This window comes from Cupriavidus sp. 10L43_2, from assembly GCF_056395265.1.
Map to the genome: position 1 here is coordinate 132,279 of NZ_JBFTJE010000016.1, position 19,660 is coordinate 151,938.

The window sequence follows — 19,660 nt, forward strand, 5'->3', positions numbered from 1 at the left end:
ATGAGAAACGCCCCGCAGGGCGTTCCCTGAACCCGCTCAGCGCAGCGGCAGGCGGGTAATGTCGGCGGTGGTCATCACATCGCCGAAGGTGTCTTCGATCTCCGCGAGCGCGGCGCGATGCAGCGCGTCCTTGTCGACCTTCTGGCCGTCGGCCCGCACGATATCGCGCGTGGCGGAGGCGTCCGATGCTATCACAACGTGATAGCCGAGCGGCACCGCGTCCCGCGCCGCGCCGGCCACGCAGGCATGCGTCATCAGGCCCGCCACGATCACGGTTTTCACGCCCAGCGTCTTGAGGCGCCGGTCGAGATCGGTACTCGCAAACACGCTCACGGTCTGCTTGCGCAGCACGGTGTCCTGCGGGCGCGGCAGCATGCCCGGCTCGAACGACACCGTGTCCCCATCGGCCGCAAACAAGGCGGAGCCGGCCGGCGCCACATGCTGCACCTGGAACACCGGCATCCGCGCCTGATCCGCGAACGCCACCAGCCGCTGCGCCTGCGCCAGCGCACGCCGGCCGTCCGGGATGGGCAGCCGGCCGGAGAAGTATTCCTTCTGGAAGTCGATGATGACCAGCGCGGTGGTGCTGGCCTCGAGATGGTCGATGGGCTGGGCGCCGAGAATCGCGCGGATACTGGGGTGCGGGTTCGGCCCGGCAGCGGCTACCCCGACCGAAACAGCCAGCGAAACCCCGACGGTGGCGAAGCGCAAATAGCGCGGCAGATGGAAGTTCATGCAACAGGCTCCTCAGGAAAGAGGCGCCAGTCTAGGTACCGCCACGCTGCACTACAACGCCATGCGCCGCACAGGATTTGTGCGGGGGCTGCACAGGCGGCGCCCTACAACACCCTCCCAAACCACCACAGCGACAGCAACCCGGCGCAGCCGGCCAGCAGGGCGCCCAGCGCGGCGAAGAAGGCGGTGATTTCCACCTGGTTGCGTTTGTCGAACGCCAGCTTGGCGCTGAGGGCGCGGTAGACCTTTTTGAGCTGGCTGGCATCTTCCAGGCGGAAGTATTCGGCGCCGGTCACGTCGGCCACCTGTTTCAGGACCTTTTCGTCGAGCTTGACCCGGGCCGACCAGCCGTCCACCGAGAGCACCACGCCGTCCGTCGTGCCCACGCCTACCGTGTAGATGCGGACGCCGTGGGCGGCGGCGAGTTGGGCGGCCTGGACCACCGCCGGGCCGGCGTTGCTTTCGCCGTCGGAGAACAGGACGATGGCGCCCGAGGCGTAGGAGCCGGGTCGCTTGTCGTCGTCGCTACCCAGCGCATCGGCAGTCTTCTGCGGGGGGATATCGTCGTCCATGAGGAGCGCGGCGTCGGGGGTGGCCTGCGGGAGCAGCGTGGTGAGCGCGATCAGCAGGCCGTTGCCGAGAGCCGTGCCGCCCTGCGGTTTCAGGCGGTCGATGGCGCTGGCCACGTCTTCCCGGTTGCGGCTGGGCGCGTGCGCCACGGCGGCCGTGGCGGCCATCGCCACCACGCCCACCTTGACCCCCGAGGGCTGGGCGTCCAGCAGCACCTTGGCGGCCTGCTGGGCGGCGCGAATGCGGCTCGGCTTCACGTCCTGCGCGCGCATGCTGCCGGACAGGTCCATCACCAGCATGACGGTATCGATGCGGGACGGCAGCATCAGCACGGCCTGCGGGCGGGCGATGGCGAAGATCAACGCGCTCAGGGCCAGCAGCGCCAGCACGGGCGACACGTGCCGGCGCCAGCCGGCGCCGCCCGTGGTGGTCAGGCCGACGCTGCGCAGCGCGGGATAGTGCACCGCTGCGCGGCGCCGGCGCGCATCGAGCCAGACATAGCCGGCCCCCAGCACCAGCACGAAGCCGAGCAGCCACAGCATTTCTGGCCACAGGAAACTGAAGAGGGGCAGGCGGCTCATCGCATCGATCATGCTGCCCCCGTGCCGCTCGCGGCCCCTTGCCGATGGCGTCGCTGCCGGGCGAAGTGCAGCAGCGCCAGATCGAGCCGGGCGTAGGTCGACAGGGTCAGGCACTCCACGCCGGCCCGCGCGAAGCCCTGCCGCAACTCCGCCTCGCGCGCCTCCGCGGCGGCCGCAAAGCGCTTGCGGAAGGCCGGGTCATGGGTGTCGACGAACATCTGCTCGCCGGTTTCGGCATCCTGCAGCACCACCAGCCCAAGATCAGGCAGGGCCACTTCCAGCGGATCGACCAGCCGCACGGCGACGATTTCGTGGCGCCGGGCCAGCATGGCGAGCGAGGCCTGCCAGCCCGGCGCGCTGATGAAGTCGGAGACCACGAACATCACGGAGCGGCGTTTCGCCACGGACCGCGCGCGTTCGAGCAGGTCGCGCAGCCGGGTGTCGCCCGGCGAAGCGGCCGGCGTGGCCTGCATGCGGTCGAGCAGGTGCAGCAACTGGCGGCGCCCCGCGCGCGCCGGGATCACCGAGGTGGCGATCTCGCCCGCGCCGCCGTAGAACACCGCGCCTACCCGGTTGCCATAGCGCGTCAGCAGCAGCGCCAGCACGGTGGTGAAATCGTTCAGCAGGTCGCGCTTGCGCACGCTGCCCGAGCCGAAGTCGATCGAGCCGCTCAGGTCCAGCAGGAACCAGACTGCCACCTCGCGGTCTTCCTGGAACTCGCGCACATGCGGCGTCTGCAGCCGCGCGGTCACGTTCCAGTCGATGTGGCGCACATCGTCGCCGGGCCGGTATTCGCGCAGATCGGCAAGATCCAGCCCGAAGCCGCGGAACAGGGTGCGGTAGTCGCCCTGGAGCATGCCGTCCAGCCGGCGCACCACGGTCCATTCCAGGCGGCGGACCAGCGCCTCGGTCTGGCTGACGCGCGGGCCGCCCAGCGGCGCCTCCGCAGGCGGGGGGGCCGGCGGGAGCGGGGCGGCGGCGGCAATGCCGTCCGCGCCGGCCCGGCGCCTACCGAACAGCCGCCCGAGCATGGGTTTCCAGTGGCCGTTCCGGCACCGGCAGGGCCTTGAGGATGCGTGCGATCAACTGGTCCGCCGTCACGCCATCGGACATGGCTTCATAGGAGAGCGCCAGCCGGTGGCGCAGGACATCGGGCACCAGATCCACCACGTCCTCGGGCACGGCATAGTGCCGGCCGCGCAGGAAGGCCAGCGCGCGGGCGCCTTCGATCAGGCCGATGGTGGCGCGGGGGCTGGCGCCGAAGGACACGTAGCGATCCATGTCGGCGAGATCGTAGTTGCCGGGCTTGCGGGTGGCCGCCACCACGCGCACCGCGTACTGGATCAGTTCCGGGTCGACATAGACCTTGCGGCAGGCTTCCTGCAATTCGACCAGATGCTCCGGCGTGGCAATCGCCCCGACATGGATGCGCGGGCCGGTCACGCGATTGACGATGACGACCTCCTCCTCCTCGCTCGGGTAGCCCACCAGCACCTTCATCATGAAGCGGTCCACCTGCGCCTCGGGCAGCGGGTAGGTGCCCTCGGTCTCGATCGGGTTCTGGGTGGCCATGACGAGGAAGGGCGCCGGCACGCGATGCGTCTCCCCGGCGATGGTGACCTGCTTCTCCTGCATCACTTCCAGCAGCGCGCTCTGCACCTTGGCCGGGGCGCGATTGATTTCATCGGCCAGCAGCAGGTTGGCGAACACCGGCCCGCGCACGGTGGAGAACTCGCCGGTGCCCTGGTTGTACATGCGCGTGCCGACCAGGTCCGCCGGCAGCAGGTCCGGCGTGAACTGGATACGCTTGAACGTGCCGCTCATGGTGCGGGCGAGCGTGTTGACGGTCAGCGTCTTGGCCAGGCCCGGCACGCCTTCCACCAGCAGGTGCCCGCCAGCCAGCACGGCCACCAGTACCCGCTCCAGGAAGTGGTCCTGCCCCACCACCACGCGCTTCACCTCGTACAGCAGGCGTTCCATCAGGTTGGCGCTGTCCGCAGCGCTCCGGGCTTCGTCGTTCATAGGCCTCCGCGTCTAGAAGGGGGAAGATCCGATGGATGCGCCGGCACTTTCGATGGTGATGGCAAAGCCAATACCGAGGAAAGTGCCGTCCTTGTTGGGGTTGAGGATGGCCGTGACGATGCCCACCACCTCGCCGTTCATGTTGACCAGCGGCCCGCCCGAGTTGCCCGGGTTGGCGGCGGCGTCGAACTGGATCAGCTTGTCCAGCTTCTGCTTGTTGTCTGGCGAGATGAACTGGCGGTCCAGCCCGGACACCACGCCGGCGGAGACGGACGGGCCGATGCCGAACGGAAAGCCCACCGCCACGACTTCGGCGCCGGGCGCCAGCTCCCGGCTGGAGCCGAGCGTGGCCGCCGGCAGGTCGTCGGGGATGGATTTGGCCTGCAGGATGGCGATGTCCTTTTCCGGAATCGCCTGGAGGATGGACGCCTCGGCGACATGCCCGTCGTGGAAGCGGATTTCCACGCGGCTGGCATCGGCAATGACGTGGTGATTGGTGATGACGATGCCACTTTCGGTCACGACCACGCCGGTGCCGATCTGGCGCTCTTCGGTCTTGTGGTCGGGCATGCCTTCCGTGGCGATTTCGTCACGCGGCGGGGCGGGGGCCGGCGCGGGCGAAGGTGCGGAGGATTTTGGCGAGGATTTCGGCGACGGCTTGGTGTGTGCCTTGGCGGATGGCGCCGGCTTGCTGTTGGGCGCCGCCGGTGCCGGTTGCGCCTTGTCTTCCCCGGGCGCGTAGCTGCGGACTTCCACCACCGACTCGCGCACCGCCTCTGCGGCGCGCGCCGTGCGCGACGGCAGGCTCTTGGTTTGCAGCGTATGGAGCACGGCCGAGTCGATGTCTGCCTGCGTGGGTGCGCGCGGCGGGGCCGGCTGCATCAGCCAGGCGGAGCCCACACCCAAGGAGAAAACGAGCGCGACTGCCGCCGAGAGCCATCCGTAGATCGTCACCCGTTTCATTGCTGCTCCCGAGGTCCCGTCCCGCCGTTGGAAAATACAGTACCATCGTTCTCACTCACGCGCCAAGGAGCAGGGCATGCAGTTTCTCTGGCCGCAAATGCTCTGGTTGCTGCTGGCGCTCCCGCTGCTGGCCGCGGCCTATCTCTATCTGCTGGCACGGCGTAAGAAGACCGCGCTGCTTTATGCCAGCCTGACGCTGCCCCGCGCCGCGCTTGGCACGCGCCAACGCCTGCGGCGCCATATTCCACCCCTGCTGTACTTCGTGGCGCTGGCCCTGGCGCTACTGGCCTGCGCGCGCCCCAGCGCCACCATCACCCTGCCATCGGACACCGTCACGCTGGTGCTTGCCATGGACACCTCGCGCAGCATGGAAGCCACCGACGTGGCGCCCACACGCATCAGCGCCGCGCAGCAGGCGGCGCGGGACCTCATCATCGGCCTGCCGGCCAGCGTGCGCCTGGGCATCGTGTCCTTCGCCACGACTGCCACGGTGGTGCTGCCGCCCACCAACAACCGGCAGGACATGCTCGACGCCATCGAGCGCTTCCAGCTCCAGCGTGGCACGGCCACCGGCAGCGGGCTGATCCAGGCGCTGGCGGTGCTGTTTCCCGACGATGGCATCGATCTCGAGGACATCCTGTTCAATGGCATGTCGGCCCGCTCCGGGCGCGGCCCCCGCTCGCTGGACGAGGCCGCGTCGGCGGATGCCGCGCGCAAGCGCGATCAGGAGCGGGAGGCGGTGCAGCCGGGCTCGTACCGGCACGGCGCGGTGATCCTGCTGAGTGATGGGCGCCGCACCACCGGCCCGGACCCGGCGGAAGCCGCGCGCATGGCGGCCCAGCGCGGGGTGCGTGTCTATACCGTGGGATTTGGGTCGACGCAGGGCGGCGCGGCGGGGGAATCGAACCTGTCTTACTTCATGCAGCTCGATGAACCGGCGCTGCGCGCGGTGGCGACGATGACGGGTGGGGAGTACTTCCAGGCCGGGTCGGCGGCCGACCTGAGTCAGGTTTATCGCCAGCTCAGTGCCCGCTTTGCGATGGAGCGCAAGGAAACCGAGGTGAGCGCGCTGCTGGCGGCGGCGTCGGTGGTGTTGCTGGTGGCGGCCTGCGCCTTGTCGATGCTGTGGTTCCGGCGGTGAGCGCTGGCACGCCGGGGCACCAGCGCGGTGCCTCGGCGTGCCGGGCTGAACGGGCTGGATCAGGCCCCGTCGAGGAAACTGCTGCGCTGGCCGAGCCGCGAGCCTAGTGCGTCGGGCGGCAAGGTGGTGTTCGCTGCCGCGCTCGGGTCCATCGCCGGACTCATGGTGGGGGCGGGGGCGACGGTTGCCGCGATGGGCGCGCCAGCCGACGGCGGCACGCCGTACTGGACCGACTGGCCGGAGCCTTGCGCATAGGTGTCGGGTGCAGCAGGCGGCACGCCTTGCTGCACGCCCACCGGGGACGGCGCGGCCGACTGCATCGGCGGTTGACCCTGTTGCGCCGGTTGCATCGGCTGGGCCGGCAGCGTCTGCTGCGCCAGCAGCGGATAAGACGCGATCATCGCACCAGCCATCAACAGGGATTTCGCCAGATGTTGCTTCATTCGTGTACCTCCTAAAACGCCTACAGGCATGGGAGTGACCACTGTAGCGTCGAGGCACCTGACATTCTGTTTGATTGTGCAACTGTCATTTACGAGCCTTGCCCGTCACGGCAAGGCCGGTTAGTTACGCGCGCGAACCCTGATTAGCGGGGCCTACACCCGGAACTCGGCCAGCAGCCGGGCGCGGTCCTGGTCGAGCGCCGGCGGGTTGCGCACGCCAGAGAGTGCGTCCGCCGTGCCGATCTTGATCGGGTTGCCGGCCACGCGCAGCGCCTTGCCATCGCCGATGCCGATGTCCAGCAGCATGCCGCGCGCCGCCACGTGCGCGTTCTCGACCAGCTCCGGCACGCCGTTGAGTGGACCATGCGGCACCCCGGCGGCTTCCAGCGCAGCTTCCCACTCCGCGGTGGTGGCATCGGCCAGCCGGGCTTCGAGCGCCTCTTTCAGGATGGCGTGGTGCTCGTTGCGGGCCGGCACCGTGGCAAAGCGCGGGTCGCGCGCCCATTCCTCGCGCCCCAGCGCCGCGCAAAGTGTGGTGAACAGCGCATCGTTGCCCACGGCGATGACGATGAAGCCGTCGCGCGTGGCGAACATGTCGAACGGGGTGATCGACGGATGCCGTGTGCCCAGCGGCTTCGGCACGCCGCCCGTGGCCGAGTAGCGTGCGATCGGGTTCTCCAGCAGCGCCACCTGGCAGTCGAGCATCGAGATGTCCACGCGTTCGCCCAGCCCCGTGGCCGCGCGCTTGAGCAGCGCGGACTGGATGCCGATGGTGGCGTACAGCCCCGCGCCGATATCGCCAATCGATACGCCCACGCGCGCCGGGTTGCCGCCGGCCTCGCCAGTCACGCTCATCAGGCCGCCCATGGCCTGCACCACCATGTCGTAGGCGGGGCGGTTCCGGTAGGGGCCGGTCTGCCCGAAGCCGGAAATCGACGCGAACACCAGGCGCGGGTAGCGCGCGTGCAGCGTCGCCCAGGTGTAGCCGAGCTTCTCCATCACGCCGGCGCGGAAGTTCTCGATCAGCACGTCGGCCGACTCCAGCATCTTTTCGAGCACCTTGCGGTCGTCGGCCTGCTTTAGATCCAGCGCGATCGATTCCTTGTTCCGGTTGATGGAGGCGAAGTAGGCCGACTCGCCATCCACGAACGGGCCGACCTGGCGCGAGTCGTCGCCGCCGTTGGGGTGCTCGATCTTGATGACGCGCGCGCCGAGGTCGGCCAGCATCATCGTGCAGTAGGGGCCGGACAGCACCCGCGTGAGATCCACCACCGTGAGGCCCGCCAGCGGCAGCAGGCTCTGGCCCGCCGGAGGCGTGGGGGTGGGATTGGCCGGGTTTGTCATTGCATGCTCCATGTCATTCAATCGATCTTCGCGCCGCTGGAGACCGCCAGGTCCACGCCGATTCGGCCTTCGCGCGCCGCGTATTCCTGGAATTCGGCCACCGAGGCGGAGACCGCCACTTCGTCGCCCTGCATCAGGAACTTCTTCTTCAGTTCGGGGTTGGCCATGACCTTGGCGGTGGCCGCGTAGAGCTTGTCGATGATCTCGGGCGGCGTCTTGGCGGGCGCGAACAGGCCGTACCACGCGGACAGGTCGTAGCCCTTCACGCCGCCTTCGGCAATGGTCGGCAACTGGGGGTTGGCCGGCGAGCGCTGGGCGGACGTCACGGCAATCGGCACGATCTTGCCGGTGTCGATCATCGGCTTGACGGACGGCGCCGTGCCGAAGGTGAGCTGCACGTCGCCGGCGGCCACGGCCTGCGCGGACGGCGCGCCGCCCTTATACGGCACGTGTGTCATCTTCACGCCGGCCAGCTTGGTGAAGTAGACGCCGGCCAGATGGGTGATGACGCCGTTGCCGGAGGACGAATAGTTCAGCGAGCCCGGGTGCGCCTTGGCCTGCGCCACGAGGTCGGCCACATTGCGGATGCCGATGTCCTTGTTGACGGCCAGGATCATCGGCGCCGCCACCAGCCGGGTGATGGGGATGAAATCGGACGGCTCGTACTTGATGTTCTTGTAGAGCACCTTGTCGCCGCCCATCAGGCTGGCCGTGGCGATGTAGAGCGTGTAGCCGTCCGCCGGCGCCTTGGCGACGAACTCGGCGGCGATGGTGGTGCCCGCGCCGGGCCGGTTGTCGACGATGACGGGCTGGCCCAGTTCGCGGCTCAGCGCATCGCCATACAGCCGTGCCGTGTTGTCCGCGCCGCCGCCGGCGGGAAAGCCGATGACGAGGCGGATGGGTTTGGTCGGGTACGCCGTCTGCGGCGAAGCCTGTGCAGGCAGCGCGGTGGCGACGAGGGCCAACGTGGCCAGGGCGGCCAGTGACTGCGTGGATACGGGGGTCTTTTTCATGGTGTGTGTCTCCTCCGGGTAGCTGTATCGCTACTTGCCGCTGAATACCGGCTGGCGCTTTTCCTTCCACGCCGCCGCGCCTTCCCGGAGATCTGCCGAGATCTCCGAGCGATGGATGTCCCGCGCCAGCGCGTCGGCATCGAGCGTGCCGCGCGCCAGCGCGTTGAGGTGCTGCTTCATGCCGAGCAGGGCGATGGGCGCCATGCCGGCAAGCTGGGTGGACAACTGGTCCACCCGCGCGTGGAGCGCCTCCGGCTCGACCATCTCGGTCAGGAAGCCGATGTCCAGCATGGTGGCGGCGTCGATCCGGTCAGTGGTCAGAAACAGGCGCTTGGCGGCGTTCAGGCCGAGCCGCGAGACGTAGCGCGCCATGCCGCCGCGATAGAAATGCAGGCCCAGGCGGGCGGCCGGCATAAACATGTCGCAGCCGGGCACGCCGATGCGGAAGTCGCACGCCAGGCAAAGATCGGTGGCGCCGCCGTAGACGCCGCCGTTGATGGCGGCGATGGTGACCGGGCGGGCGGCTTCGATGACGTCCATGACTTCGCCGAAATTCAGCGCGCCTTCGTCGGCCTTGCCGGCCAGCGAGCCGATGTCGTAGCCGCTGCAGAAATACTTGCCGGCGCTGACGAAGCGGAGCACCAGCACGCGCTCCATCTCGTTGACCGCCTCGATGTGATGCCGTATGGCGCGCAGATCACCTGGATTGAGCCGGTTTGCCACCTCGGGGCGGCGTAGCGCGAGGGTGGCGATGGGGCCGTCCACAGTGAGCAGAGGCGAGTTATCATCCATTCCGAAATATCTCCCGGTCGTCTTGATATATTCACGAAGCCTACAGATATTTTCTATCCGGAACAAAAGAGGGTATACCCGTGCAATCACTCCAGGATCGCATTCGAGAAAACGTGGTGTCGGCCATTCAGACCGGCGCGCTGCCCCCGGGGGCACAGATCGACGAGAAGGCGCTGGCCGACGCGTTCGAGAGCTCGCGCACGCCGGTGCGCGAGGCGCTGCTGATGCTGGCCGCTCAGGGGCTGGTGACCATCGTGCCGCGCGCTGGCATGTTCGTGCACCAGCCGACCGCCGCCGAACTGGTGGCGATGTTCGAGACGCTGGCCGAGATGGAGGGCGTGGTGGCGCGGCTGGCAACCCAGCGCATTACGGCGGCCGGCAAGAAAGTGCTGGCCAATGCGCACGAAGCGGCAGCCGAGCACGTCGAGCGCGGGGATACCGCCGGCTATATCGAGGCCAATCGCAAATTCCACGACGTGCTGTACCAGGCGGCAGCCAATCCGTTCCTGTCCGAGCAGATCGTGCAGTTGCGCCGCCGGCTGGCGATCTACTGGCAGAAGAAGGGGCTGATCAACGACGCCCGCGTGCCCAGCTCCCACCGCGAGCACGGGCATGTGGTGGAGGCGGTGCTGGCGGGCCATGCCGACGTCGCCGCCGAGGCCATGCGGACGCATATCTCGGCAGGCGGCAAGGCCATCGCCGATCTCGTGCTGCTGGCCAGTGCGGCGGTGGACCAGGGCGGCGTGCAATCCAGATAGCCAGTCCGGCCCTATGGTAGAAATGCCACACAAGTTCTGGTAACTCTCCCGGGTCAGGCGCGCGCCCCGCGCCCCAGGCATCTCACCCATACCCAGGAGTTTTCCGATGCGAGGTTTGTTCGTCGCGATCATTGCGGCCTGCGTTTCGGCCGTGGCCAGCGCGGAGATCGTGTGGCCGCCGAATGCCGTCGGCGGTTTCACCCGCAACGGTCTCTGGCGCAACGTGCAGGCGCGCTGCCTCACGGACGGCACGCCGCGCCACGCCGACTGCGCCGTGGTCGATCGCGACCGGGGCCTCGTGCTCTACAAGGACTACGTCGGCGCCTCGCACTACCTCGTGATTCCCGATCATGCCGTCAGCGGTGTGGAAGACGCGCGCGTCTGGACGGGCACGCGCGCCAACGGCTGGGCCTTCGGGTGGGAAGAACGCCAGATCGTGGCGAAGGCGGTCGGCAAGCCCCTGCCCGATACGCTGATCGGCCTCGCCGTGAATTCCCGGGGCTCGCGCAGCCAGGACCAGCTCCATATCCATCTGGATTGCATCAGCGGCGCCGCTCAGAAGTTTCTGAACCAGAGCGGCATTTCGCCGGCATGGGGGGAGTTCACGTTCGCGGGGAAGCGCGTCCGGGCGAAGCGCGTGCCGGCGGACCAGCCGGTGCTGGCCTTCAATCCGTTCGATGAGGTGCATCGCGAAACGGCGGGTACTAGCGGCGACACGCAGGACCGCGGCATCTTTCTCGCTTACGCGGGCGGCGGCTTTGTCGTCGTGGATGAGCCGGTCGCTCTCGCGCCGGCCAACAACGGCCATGCCAGCGATTTCCTGGACCGTGGCTGCAAGCTAGGCCGATAGATCGGGCGCCTGGGAAGGCGCCGGCCTGACCTCAGGCAATTCCGAGAAAGCCTAGGAAATTCAAGTAATTAGTCACACATGACGTAGCGCAAACAGCGCGCTTTGGGCGCTTCCGGCGCCATCGAAACGGAGTACGGTTCTGCCGCAAATCCGAGTCGATGGGGAAGGAAGTGGAAGCAATAGCGCAGCGGAAGGAATACCGGGCGGACGACGGCGACGCCCGGCTGAAGAGGAGGCAGGTCTACTACCTCGACGTGCCTGGCGCCGCGAATGCCGCCGCGCTGTCGGTGGTGTCATTCACTGCCGAAGAACGGCTTGGCGAGACCTACGTCGTCACGGTGCAGTTCACGCACCCGCTCGAACTCGAGCGTGCCGACTATCTCGGCAAGGCCGCCACCTTCCGCATTGACCATGGCGACCCCATCGACGGGGCCGCGCCGCGCCAGTTCGCCGGCTGCATCACCCGGCTCAGCCGGCTCCAGCGCTCCCGCGACCTGTTCAGCTACGAGGCCGTGGTCGAACCGCTCGCCGCACGGCTGAAGCTCACGCAGGCCAGCCGCATCTACCAGCACCAGACCGCGCCGCAGATCATCGAGGCCATCCTGCGCCGGCACGACCTGCAGGGCCATCAGTTCGCCTTCCGGCTGCGCCGCAAGTATCCGCAGCACGCGTTCCGCTTCCAGTACCAGATGTCCGACTGGGCCTACATCCGGCTGCTGATGGAGCAGGAGGGGCTGTACAGCTACTTCGTGCCCGGCAAGTTCGGCGAGATGCTGGTGGTCGGGGATGACATCGACCATTACCTCTACCAGCCGGAACTGCGCGTGCCGTACCGCGAAACCGCCGGGCTGGAGGCGGGCGTGGAGGCGGTGCTGGCGCTGCAATCTCATGCGACGACCGTGGCGGCGTCATTTCGCGTGGCCGATTACCACCCGGGCAGCGCGTGGGAGCGCTTCACCGGCGAGGCCAACGTCGCGCGCAAGGAGGCGACGACCTACGGGCAGTCCTATGTCTTCGGCACCCATCATCTGGACTTCGAGGGCGGCAAGTGGGAGGCGCAGCTACGCCATGAAGCGGCGATGGCCGGCCAGTTGGTGTTCTCGGGCGAGAGCAACGTGCTGGACCTGCGCCCGGCGCGCATCCTCCGCATGGATCTGGCGCTGGCGGAGGCGCCGAACGGGCAGGTCATCACCGAGGTTATCCACACCGGCGCGCGCGATGCCGCCTATCGCAACACGTTCAAGGCTATTCCCTCTGACCGGCGCTTCCGGCTGTCGCTGGCCGAAGACCGCTGGCCGAGGATCCAGGGCACGCTGTCTGCCCGCGTGACCTCGCCGGGCCAGTACAAGTACGCCTACCTGACGCAGCAGGGGCACTACACGGTCCGCTTCGACCTCGATTTCGACACCTGGCCGAACGGCGGCGAAAGCGTGCCGCTGGCGCTGGCCAAGCCGTTCGCCGGGGCGAGGCAGACCGGCTTCCACTTTCCGCTCGTCGATGGCACCTATGTGGACGTGGCCTTCCGCGACGGCAATCCGAACAAGCCATACATCGCCCACGTGCAGCACAACAGCCAGCACGAGGACCTGATCACCAACCGGGACCGCTGGCTGTCTCGCAACGTGATCCGCACCCAGAGCAATAACAAGCTGCGCTTCGAGGACTGGGAGGGGCAGGAGGGCGTCAAGCTCTCCACCGACTTTGCGCGCAAGTCGCAGCTGAATCTTGGCTATCTCGTCGACGACAAGCGGCAGAAGCGCGGCGAGGGCTTCGAGCTGCGCACGTCCGGATGGGGCGCCATCCGGGGCGGCAAGGGCCTGTTCCTGTCGGCGGACGACCAGCCCAGCGCCAAGGGCCCACAGCTCGGCATGGACGCGGCCCGGGGTTTGCTCCAGCAGGCGCTCAGTCAGGCCGAAGCGCTGGCCTCCGCCGCGCAGGCGGCACAGGCGGTGGCGGCAGACTACGGCCGCCAGAAGGCGCTGCTCGACAACACGCTGGACACCCTCAAGCAGGCCGGCCTGCTGGCCAGCGCCCCGGCCGGCATGGCGCTGGCGTCTGGCGGCGACCTGCAACTGAGCGCGAGCCAGAACTTGATCGGCACATCGGGTGGCCACGCGGACTTCAGCGCGCTGAAGCGCTTCACCGTCGCCGCCGGCGAGCTGGTGTCGATCTTCGCGCAGAAGCTCGGCATCAAGCTGTTCGCCGCGCGGGGACCCATCGACATCCAGGCGCAGAGCGACGACATGCGTCTGCTGGCCGACCGCAACGTGACCATCAGCAGCGCCAACGGCAGGGTGGTCATCGAGGCCGAAAAGGAACTGCTGCTGAAGTGCGGCGGTTCATTCCTGCGGCTGTCGCTCACGGGCATCGAGGACGGCACGCGCGGCGACCGGATCATCCGATCGGCTTCCTATCAGCAGACGATAAAGCAGTCGCTTTCTCAGGCGATGAATACGTGGAAGCACGCGGAGTTCGATGAAGCGTTCACGGTCCGCTGGCCGTTCGACGACGAGCCCGCCAGCCATGAGTCGTATGCCGTGCTCCGCGACGACGGCAGCCGCATTCGTGGCGCGGCCGATGCGGAAGGCAAGACGTCGCTGCAGAAGAGCCTCTTCGCCGAGAGCGTCGACCTGCTTTGCCCATTGAAATCCTGAGGACCCCATCTTGGCAGCAAGAGAACGCATCATTCCACCCGAAATCCAGGCGGACGGCTCGGTCCGTTACCGCTCCGTCATGACCCCGCCGGACGACAGCGTTGCGGTCTGCTATCTGGTGTCACGCCGGATGATTCCGGTGGTGTTCGTGCCGGGGGTGATGGGGTCGAATCTGCTTGGATTGCGACCCAGACGGCGGTTCAACGGCGAGATTGAACTGACGAAGGAGCCTGTATGGCTGCTCGACAGCATGGCCGACGCGGCGACCTGGATTCCCGTAGGCGCCGAGTTCCGCAAGATCATGCTGGACCCGCTAACGACTTCCGTCTATGGCGGCGGAAAGCTCCCTACCGGGACGTGGCTGACGGAAGACGAGATGAGGCGCCGTGGTTGGGGAGAGATCGCCCACATCAGCTACGGCGGGTTTCTGGCCTGGCTGGAGAACGCCCTCAACGACACCCACGACTTCCTGACGGGCGTGCGCTCGCAACTGATGGAGCCCAACACCGTGCAACGCGTGGGCGTACAGCCGCTGACGCGTGCGGAGGTGGCGCTGTCCTACAAATACCGATACCCGGTGCATGCCGTGGGCTACAACTGGCTGCAGTCGAACCGCGCATCGGCGGAGCACCTGAAGGCGCGCGTCGAGGCATTCATGGCCTATTACCGGAAGCAGGGATTCATGTGCGACCGGGTGATTCTCGTCACGCATTCCATGGGCGGGCTGGTGTCACGCTGCTACACCGAAGTGCTGGGCGGGCGCGACCGGGTGCTGGGCGTTGTGCATGGCGTCATGCCCGCCACCGGCGCGCCGGCCGCCTACAAGCGCGTCAAGGCGGGAACGGAAAAACCGGCTGGCTGGGCACTGGGCTGCGATGCGGAGGAAATGACTGCGGTCTTCGCACAGTCACCGGGCCCGCTGCAACTGCTGCCGACGCCGGAATACGGCATGCGGTGGCTGAAGTTTCGGGATGGGGACCGTGTGGTGACGTTGCCTAATTCGGATCCATACGAAGAGATCTATATCAAGCGAGGACGATGGTGGAGCCTATGCGATGACAAGCTGATCAATCCTGCGGATAAGAAGAAGGAGACCCTCGAGCGCGACTGGAAGACATATGAATCGATGGTCAAGGATGACGTCAGGCCGTTTCATCAGGCAATCTCCGGTCGATACCATCCGAACTCGTACGCCTTCTTTGGTGATGATGCCAATCACAAGAGCTGGGGCGAGGTGACATGGCAGCGACGCCATCAGGCAGGCCTCGGGCCCGCAAGAGGCTTGCCGGTCGATGACCCGCTGGAGGGCAAGGTAGTGGCGAACAAGGGCACCGGGGAGATCGCCGTCCACACCCGGCGCGGTGAAAACACCGTTCGTGCGGTCTTCCAGATCCAACCCGCAGCAGAAAGCGGTGACGGTACGGTCCCGCTCCGCTCGGGTGCCGCGCCAAAAGGAAAGACAAAGGTCTGTCTTGCCTATCGTGGCATCGACCACGAAGGCGCCTTCAAGGCGCTACCCATCCAACTCTTTACGCTTTGGTCGATCGTGAAGATCACCGACGCCGTCAAGCTCACCTCCATGGCGTACAGCAAATGAAGTTCAGCCGTAGATGCTTTACCGCCGGCCTTTGCCTGACGCTTGCAGGCTGCGATTTCTCTCCGAAAATGACCGAGCAAGAACAACAAGCCATCCAGGCACTGACTACCCGGCTCGTCCCGCAATGCGTGGGGCGCTATCTCATCGATATGCCTGCGCAAGTCGAATTGAGCGGCATGGTGAAGATGCGAGGTGCCATCGTCGAGACCATGGCCATGTCGCTGGAAGAGTTCCGGAAAGCGATGGCGGCTCGGGAGGCCGAACTCACCAAGACGCGAAGCATTGATGCGCATCCCTTCCTGTACGTGAACGCGCCGGCGTGGGATGAACATTCACGCTACTTCCTGCATCGTGGCTCGATCGGGGACGATCCGGGAAACCGGGTGCTGGAAGGGTATCGCTGGGAGAACGGTGTCTTCATCAGTATCCAACTTCGATCCTCGGACTACACAAAGCCAGATCAGACCAAGGATCCGCTTGTACGGCAGATGGCGGTCAAGAACGACGTGCCTCGCGCCGCCACACAGGTGTTCGAAATGCTCACCAGCTTCCGCGGCCGGCCGGATGGCGCGATACCCACAGAGCCCGGCCTCTGCGTTCCCGGCGGGATTCTCCTGGGCAAGTCGAAGGATGACGAGCAGGTCGACGTCGATTTCAATTTGCCGGCCTATCCCGACGTCTACTTCAACGTATTCACCCATTCCAGCCTTCAGGAGAAGACCTCCTTGCTGTGGCGGGGCGGCCCGATTGCCGCTGCGCAACGCGTGCTCGATGACGGGAAGACGTTACGCAGGGGCACGGTGGATCTGCCCGGTGGCCGGGGCGAGGAGATGGTTATTGCGGGGCCGATGATCGTGACGAACGTCCAGGGGCAGGCGTTCCGGCTGGAGAGCAACGCCACGACCGGCAGCCCGGAGACACCGTTCGTCGCCGTCAAGCTGAGCAACGGCGGCCCCACGGGCCTGGAAGAACCGTTGAAGAAGGCCTCGCTGACGGAGGCGCAGGCGCTGGCCCTATGGGACGCCGTGTCCCGGACCCTGCGGCCCAGACCCGGTGCTCTCTGAGAAGCCGGCGATGGTCAACGTCAAACAACAACGGTGATGTCATGGAAGTCACGCAACGCATTATCCCGCCCGAGATTCAGGAAGACGGCTCCGTGCGGTATCGATCCGTCATGTCGAAGGGAAAGACCGAGGCGATTTGCTACCTGGTCTCGCGGCGGGTCATCCCGGTGGTGTTCGTGCCGGGGGTGATGGGGTCGAATTTGGAAACGACCGGCAAACGGAGGCGTTCGGTCTGGCTGCTGGATAGCAAAAGTACCGTAATGCATTGGACGATCAAGGATGCCGCCGAGCGCAAGAAGATCCTCGATCCAAGCACGACAGCCGTATACGGCGGAGGGAGGCTCCCGACAGGAACGCCTCTGTCGACGCCCGAAATGCAGAGGCGAGGCTGGGGCGAAGTTGCACATATGAGCTACGGAGAGTTCCTCGCCTGGCTTGAAGGAGCCCTCAACGATACGCCTCAATGGCAGACCGGCATACGTTCCACGCTGCTGGACGAAGGGAATGCCCGCGCGATCGGCGTGGCCGCACTTACGCGCGAAGAAGCCGCGTTGTCCTACAAGTATCGCTACCCTGTCCACGCAGTGGGATACAACTGGCTGCAATCAAACGAGGATTCGGCAAAACGCCTCGCGGCCAGAGTGAATGCGTTCATGGCTTATTACCGAAGCAAGGGATTCATGTGTGACCGCGCCATCCTCGTCACGCATTCGATGGGGGGGCTTGTCGGGCGATTCTTCACAGAATCGATGGGCGGCAAGGAAGTCATCCTCGGTGTGGTGAATGGGGTCATGCCGGCGACCGGCGCTGCGGCAGCCTACAAGCGCGTGAAAGCCGGTACGGAGGGTCTGGCCGGCATTGTCCTCGGTACCAGGTCCTTTGAAGTGACCGCGGTCTTCGCACAGGCTCCCGGCCCCCTGCAGTTGTTGCCAACACCCGAGTACGGCACTCATTGGTTGAAGATACGCGATGGGAACCGCATGGTCTCGCTTCCGCAGTCCGATCCCTACGATGAGATCTACACCGTGCGGGGAAAGTGGTGGGCGCTGTGCGGCGAGCTTCTTATCAACCCTCTCGATACGTATAAGAAGACGGTCGACAGGGACTGGCAACGGTACGTAGAAATCGTCCAGAAGACGGTGCGCCCGTTCCATCTTGCCATCGCGAACCGATATCACCCCAATACATATGCCTTCTACGGGAGCGATGCAGCGCACAAAACGTGGGGGGACGTTACGTGGCGGCGGCGGCATGCGGGGCCGGCCGTCGCGCCATACGCCATCGACGATCTCACCGAGGGAACGGTATCGGGCGACACCGGAGCAGGAAGCATGTCGGTACTCACACGCAGTGCTGGGAAACCGTTGCACATTGCCTTCGACTTGGTTGGTGCGGACGAGGATGGCGACGGCACGGTTCCGCGTCGCTCTGGCGCAGCGCCACGCGAGAAAGCTAAGGTCTGTTTGGCTTACCGTGGGGTCGAGCACGAAGCCGCCTATAAGGTCTTGCCACTCCAGCTATTCACGGTGTGGTCGATCGTCAAGATCACGGACGCCGTGAAAGGAACCTCAATGGCCTATCGTAGATGAAACGCCTTTCATCGCTATTCATCGTGTTCTACGCGCTGGCGCTGCCCGCTTGTGGGAAAGCTCCTCCATCCACGCCTCAGGAACAAAAGATTGTGCATGCCCTTACTAAAAATTTGATTCCACGTTGTGTGGGACGACATCTTATCGACTTGCCTGCCGATGCGACAGTCTCAGGATTCGCCAAGTTGCAGGGCGCAGTGGTCGAGACAGGCATCATGTCCCTCGATGCATTCAACAAGGAAATCTTCGCGCGCGAGGCGGAACTCAAGGCGGTCAGGAGCATTGACGCTCACCCATTCCTCTATCTGAATGTACCCGCGTGGGACGAGCATTCCCGCTACTTCATGCACCGGGGCTCGGAATACAGCCACATCGCAAACCGGATTCTGGAAGGCTATCGTTGGGAGAATGGGGTTCGCGTCAAGGTCACGCTGGAGGCGTCAGATTTCAGCAGCCCCGATCAGGCGGATGACCCGATCGTGCAGCGTATGGATGTCAAGAACAGTGTGCCGACAAAGGCCAATCATGTCTTTGAACTGCTCACGAATTTCCGGGGCCGCGGCGAGAACGAGATTCCATCGGAGCCGGGATTGTGCTTGCCGGACGGTCTGATTCTCGGAAAAGCGAAAGAGGACGAACGCGTGACTGCGATGTTCAACGTCGCAAGCCATGAGGACGTCGAATTCACACTTGTGACGGATTCGGATCTCGTTGAAAGGAGTTCGCTATTGCAGAGGCATCGCCAGATCGAGGACGCATTGTCGCAGATCGAGGGGGGGCGAACGGTTCGAAAAGGCAAGGTTGCTTTGGCCGGCGTTGACGCCGAGGAATGGCTGTTGGCAGGCCCGAGACCCACCACGGAAGTGCATGGGCATCTCTTCAGCCTGGAAGGCAACGCGCTTGAGAACGATGTGCTGGCGCCTTTCGTAGGGCTCGATATGGAGACAGCGGTCCCGCTCCCGGACGATCGCGGGCTAGAGCGCGCATCGCTGACGGACGCCGAGGCCCTCGCGGTCTGGGACGCCATCTCCCGAACCCTGCGGCCCCGGCCGAATGCCTTCTGAGCGCGCCGCGATGATGAAACGATATGTGGTGATCAGCGCGCTCGCGGGCGTAGCGCTTGTGCTGCCGGCTTGTGCGAAATCCCCTTCATTGACGGCTCAGGAACAACAGACAGTGAATGCCCTGACTACCAACCTAATCCCGCGTTGTGTGGGACGCCATCTTATCGATTTGCCCGCCGGCGTGACGGTCAAAGGGTCCGCCACTGTGGAAAGCGCACGGCTCGAGACGAAGATCATGCCCCTCGATGCATTCAACGAGGAGATCTCCGCGCGCGAAGCCGAACTCAAGGCGGTGAAGAGCATGGATGCRCATCCTTTTCTTTATCTCAATGTGCCCGCGTGGGATGAGCACTCCCGCTACTTCATGCACCGGGGTTCGGAACACAGTCACATCGCAATCCGGAAACTCGAAGGCTATCGTTGGGAGAATGGAGTTCGCGTCAAGGTCACGCTGGACGCGTCCGATTTCACCAGCCCCGA

Annotated in this window: 18 protein-coding genes; 9 read left to right on the forward strand and 9 right to left on the reverse strand. The window is 65.8% G+C overall.

Going from position 1 to position 19,660, the window contains the following annotated elements; all coding sequences use genetic code 11:
- Nucleotides 1-36 precede the first annotated feature (36 nt).
- From AC1DEL_RS20920 to AC1DEL_RS20940, 5 genes are all read right to left on the reverse strand, one after another.
- Entirely contained in the window at nucleotides 37-735 is a 699-nt protein-coding gene (locus AC1DEL_RS20920) for a cysteine hydrolase family protein (RefSeq protein WP_477125411.1), read from the reverse strand.
- 104 nt (nucleotides 736-839) lie between these two features.
- Nucleotides 840-1,898 (reverse strand): VWA domain-containing protein, encoded by a 1,059-nt coding sequence (locus tag AC1DEL_RS20925; protein ID WP_477110035.1) that lies wholly within the window; start codon nucleotides 1,896-1,898, stop codon nucleotides 840-842.
- A complete protein-coding gene (locus AC1DEL_RS20930; RefSeq protein WP_477125412.1) occupies nucleotides 1,895-2,917 on the reverse strand; it encodes a DUF58 domain-containing protein in 1,023 nt (340 codons plus the stop codon). Before AC1DEL_RS20930 ends, AC1DEL_RS20925 begins: the two co-directional genes overlap by 4 nt.
- Nucleotides 2,895-3,908 carry an AAA family ATPase gene (locus AC1DEL_RS20935; RefSeq protein WP_441645765.1) on the reverse strand — a complete coding sequence of 338 codons (1,014 nt, stop codon included), beginning with the start codon at nucleotides 3,906-3,908 and terminating at the stop codon, nucleotides 2,895-2,897. Before AC1DEL_RS20935 ends, AC1DEL_RS20930 begins: the two co-directional genes overlap by 23 nt.
- 12 nt (nucleotides 3,909-3,920) lie before the next feature.
- Entirely contained in the window at nucleotides 3,921-4,871 is a 951-nt protein-coding gene (locus tag AC1DEL_RS20940) for a S1C family serine protease (protein WP_477107558.1), read from the reverse strand.
- Nucleotides 4,872-4,947: 76 nt separating this feature from the next.
- Here AC1DEL_RS20940 and AC1DEL_RS20945 point away from each other — a divergent pair, with 76 nt between their 5' ends.
- Nucleotides 4,948-6,012 (forward strand): VWA domain-containing protein, encoded by a 1,065-nt coding sequence (locus AC1DEL_RS20945; protein ID WP_477125413.1) that lies wholly within the window; start codon nucleotides 4,948-4,950, stop codon nucleotides 6,010-6,012.
- Nucleotides 6,013-6,071: 59 nt separating this feature from the next.
- Here the strand turns inward: AC1DEL_RS20945 and AC1DEL_RS20950 are convergent, their stop codons facing one another.
- From AC1DEL_RS20950 to AC1DEL_RS20965, 4 genes are all read right to left on the reverse strand, one after another.
- A complete protein-coding gene (locus tag AC1DEL_RS20950; protein ID WP_092295157.1) occupies nucleotides 6,072-6,455 on the reverse strand; it encodes a hypothetical protein in 384 nt (127 codons plus the stop codon).
- Nucleotides 6,456-6,608: 153 nt separating this feature from the next.
- On the reverse strand, nucleotides 6,609-7,799 hold the full coding sequence (locus tag AC1DEL_RS20955; RefSeq protein WP_441592514.1) for a CaiB/BaiF CoA transferase family protein: 1,191 nt from the start codon (nucleotides 7,797-7,799) through the stop codon (nucleotides 6,609-6,611).
- Between the two features lie 17 nt (nucleotides 7,800-7,816).
- Nucleotides 7,817-8,812 carry a tripartite tricarboxylate transporter substrate binding protein gene (locus AC1DEL_RS20960; protein ID WP_092295153.1) on the reverse strand — a complete coding sequence of 332 codons (996 nt, stop codon included), beginning with the start codon at nucleotides 8,810-8,812 and terminating at the stop codon, nucleotides 7,817-7,819.
- A 30-nt stretch (nucleotides 8,813-8,842) separates the two neighbouring features.
- A complete protein-coding gene (locus AC1DEL_RS20965; RefSeq protein ID WP_092295151.1) occupies nucleotides 8,843-9,604 on the reverse strand; it encodes an enoyl-CoA hydratase/isomerase family protein in 762 nt (253 codons plus the stop codon).
- An 80-nt stretch (nucleotides 9,605-9,684) separates the two neighbouring features.
- On the opposite strand from AC1DEL_RS20965, the gene AC1DEL_RS20970 reads away from it, so the two are divergent.
- From AC1DEL_RS20970 to AC1DEL_RS21005, 8 genes are all read left to right on the forward strand, one after another.
- Entirely contained in the window at nucleotides 9,685-10,362 is a 678-nt protein-coding gene (locus AC1DEL_RS20970; protein WP_092295149.1) for a GntR family transcriptional regulator, read from the forward strand.
- Nucleotides 10,363-10,468: 106 nt separating this feature from the next.
- Nucleotides 10,469-11,212 carry a CDP-diacylglycerol diphosphatase gene (locus tag AC1DEL_RS20975; protein WP_477125414.1) on the forward strand — a complete coding sequence of 248 codons (744 nt, stop codon included), beginning with the start codon at nucleotides 10,469-10,471 and terminating at the stop codon, nucleotides 11,210-11,212.
- A 158-nt stretch (nucleotides 11,213-11,370) separates the two neighbouring features.
- Complete coding sequence (locus AC1DEL_RS20980) at nucleotides 11,371-13,866, forward strand: type VI secretion system Vgr family protein (RefSeq protein WP_477125415.1); 2,496 nt, start codon at nucleotides 11,371-11,373, stop codon at nucleotides 13,864-13,866.
- A gap of 10 nt (nucleotides 13,867-13,876) precedes the next feature.
- Nucleotides 13,877-15,463 carry a lipase/acyltransferase domain-containing protein gene (locus AC1DEL_RS20985; protein ID WP_477125416.1) on the forward strand — a complete coding sequence of 529 codons (1,587 nt, stop codon included), beginning with the start codon at nucleotides 13,877-13,879 and terminating at the stop codon, nucleotides 15,461-15,463.
- The gene (locus AC1DEL_RS20990) at nucleotides 15,460-16,527 is read left to right on the forward strand and encodes a T6SS immunity protein Tli4 family protein (RefSeq protein WP_477125417.1); all 1,068 of its coding nucleotides are present in this window, start codon (nucleotides 15,460-15,462) and stop codon (nucleotides 16,525-16,527) included. The genes AC1DEL_RS20985 and AC1DEL_RS20990 overlap by 4 nt, the downstream gene beginning before the upstream one ends.
- A 41-nt stretch (nucleotides 16,528-16,568) precedes the next feature.
- A complete protein-coding gene (locus AC1DEL_RS20995) occupies nucleotides 16,569-18,116 on the forward strand; it encodes an esterase/lipase family protein (protein ID WP_477125418.1) in 1,548 nt (515 codons plus the stop codon).
- The gene (locus tag AC1DEL_RS21000; RefSeq protein ID WP_477125419.1) at nucleotides 18,113-19,180 is read left to right on the forward strand and encodes a T6SS immunity protein Tli4 family protein; all 1,068 of its coding nucleotides are present in this window, start codon (nucleotides 18,113-18,115) and stop codon (nucleotides 19,178-19,180) included. Before AC1DEL_RS20995 ends, AC1DEL_RS21000 begins: the two co-directional genes overlap by 4 nt.
- The coding region (locus AC1DEL_RS21005) for a hypothetical protein (protein WP_477154066.1) at nucleotides 19,170-19,660 on the forward strand (491 nt) is incomplete at its 3' end. The genes AC1DEL_RS21000 and AC1DEL_RS21005, both read left to right, overlap by 11 nt.